This window comes from Microcoleus sp. Pol14D4 (genome assembly GCF_036701245.1).
Classification (GTDB): domain Bacteria; phylum Cyanobacteriota; class Cyanobacteriia; order Cyanobacteriales; family Microcoleaceae; genus Microcoleus.
Genome location: NZ_JAUBQM010000194.1, coordinates 1 through 1,443, shown reverse-complemented (window position 1 = coordinate 1,443; position 1,443 = coordinate 1). Strand labels below are relative to the sequence as shown.

1 protein-coding gene is annotated in these 1,443 nt (G+C 41.6%); it reads right to left on the bottom strand.

Annotated features, from left to right (window positions below; genetic code table 11):
- Nucleotides 1-489: 489 nt before the first annotated feature.
- Complete coding sequence (locus QUA33_RS28035) at nt 490-1,302, bottom strand: group II intron maturase-specific domain-containing protein (protein WP_333153037.1); 813 nt, start codon at nt 1,300-1,302, stop codon at nt 490-492.
- Nucleotides 1,303-1,443: the final 141 nt, after the last annotated feature.

The following is a 1,443-nucleotide window of genomic DNA, read 5'->3' as shown; positions in this document are numbered from 1 at the left end:
AACTTTTGTTACATCTGTGGAAAAAATCCTGAAAGAATTTGGAGAAAACTATGTAATTAATTTTGTCTAGCTACTTAATGCGGGTATTTTTACACTTGAAGTGTTATGTTGTGTCGTTGTTCGACCTTGATTTCGGTCGTTCACGCTCAGACGCTTTTTCCGAGAGTTCAACTAATGTTTAACCTTGACTACTTACCTATACGAGTTGCTCCCATCTCAGGTTTGTTATTCTCGTTCTGTCCCCAGCTTCATTTTTAGAGTTTGTTCTCTATCCATGTGGGCAGTTTTGGTATCACGCCATTCCTAGCGGGTAAGACTTGTCAAATTTGAGTTTGACGCACTCACACTCAACTGAAGTTACCTTTACTATCTTTTAGGGCTTGCGCCCAAGGCGGCGTAAAGGCTCTAATCCCCTAACCCATACAGGCTAGTTTCATAGAAACGAACCGCACAAACCGTGCATGAGACTTTCACCTCACACGGCTCCTCTTATGCCTTAGCATTTGTCATTTGCACCAGTCTGTCATGATTTGTTTTTGTGTCATGGCAATGTCTATGGAGTGCTTGTAGATTTGTGTATTCATCTTTTCCACCTTGGTTGACAGGGATTATGTGATCGATTTCTATCAAGTCACCTTCATAGAAGTGGAGGTCACAGTGTTCGCATTTTCCTTTTTGCTTTTTCAGTAGACTGGCTAACCTGCTGGAGATTTGTGGATGTTTACTCATTCGTGCTGCCCAGTAAATATAATCTCCGTCGTAGGGGCTTTTGGAACCTTTCACTTTCACATGAGGTTTTGTTTTGGTGTCTATATATTTCGCTAGAGCCAATCCATGTTCAGTGCTGAATCGCCAGTTCTCGTTACCTCTCTTCCGCCAATACTTAGAAAAGACCTTGTATTTTTGGGTTTTCGGACAGGCTCTGAGTGCCCAACTTCTGAGTTTCTGCCAAGTGAGAAAGTCCATCCTATCGAATGTTTCACTGGCAAATATCGTACTGTAGTAGTTAGCCCATCCTCGAACAATTGGATTTAATTCTCTGATTAAATCTGATTGGTTGTTCGATGTGTGACTTTTTATTACTTCGGCAACCTTCTTGAGATGTATCTTTTGTTTCTCTTTGCTAGGTTGTATCTGTGTATTGAATCCTAATGGGTTTCCATTTGTGCTTTTTGCAGAACGGTATGTCCCTGTTTCAAATTGCCTTATGGAGAAACCAAGAAAGTCAAATCCGGTATTACCCTCAAACTGATTAAGCGAGTGAGAAATCTTGGTTTTACTTGGTTTTAGTTCTAATCCCATCGGACTCAACCATTCAGATATTGCTACCTTACACTCCTTGATAATCTCCACGTCGTCATGTAGAAGTCGGGTAAAGGGATTACATCGCTGTAACCCCCTCCCCTCAAAACCGGACTTGTACCTTTCAGCACATCCGGCTTA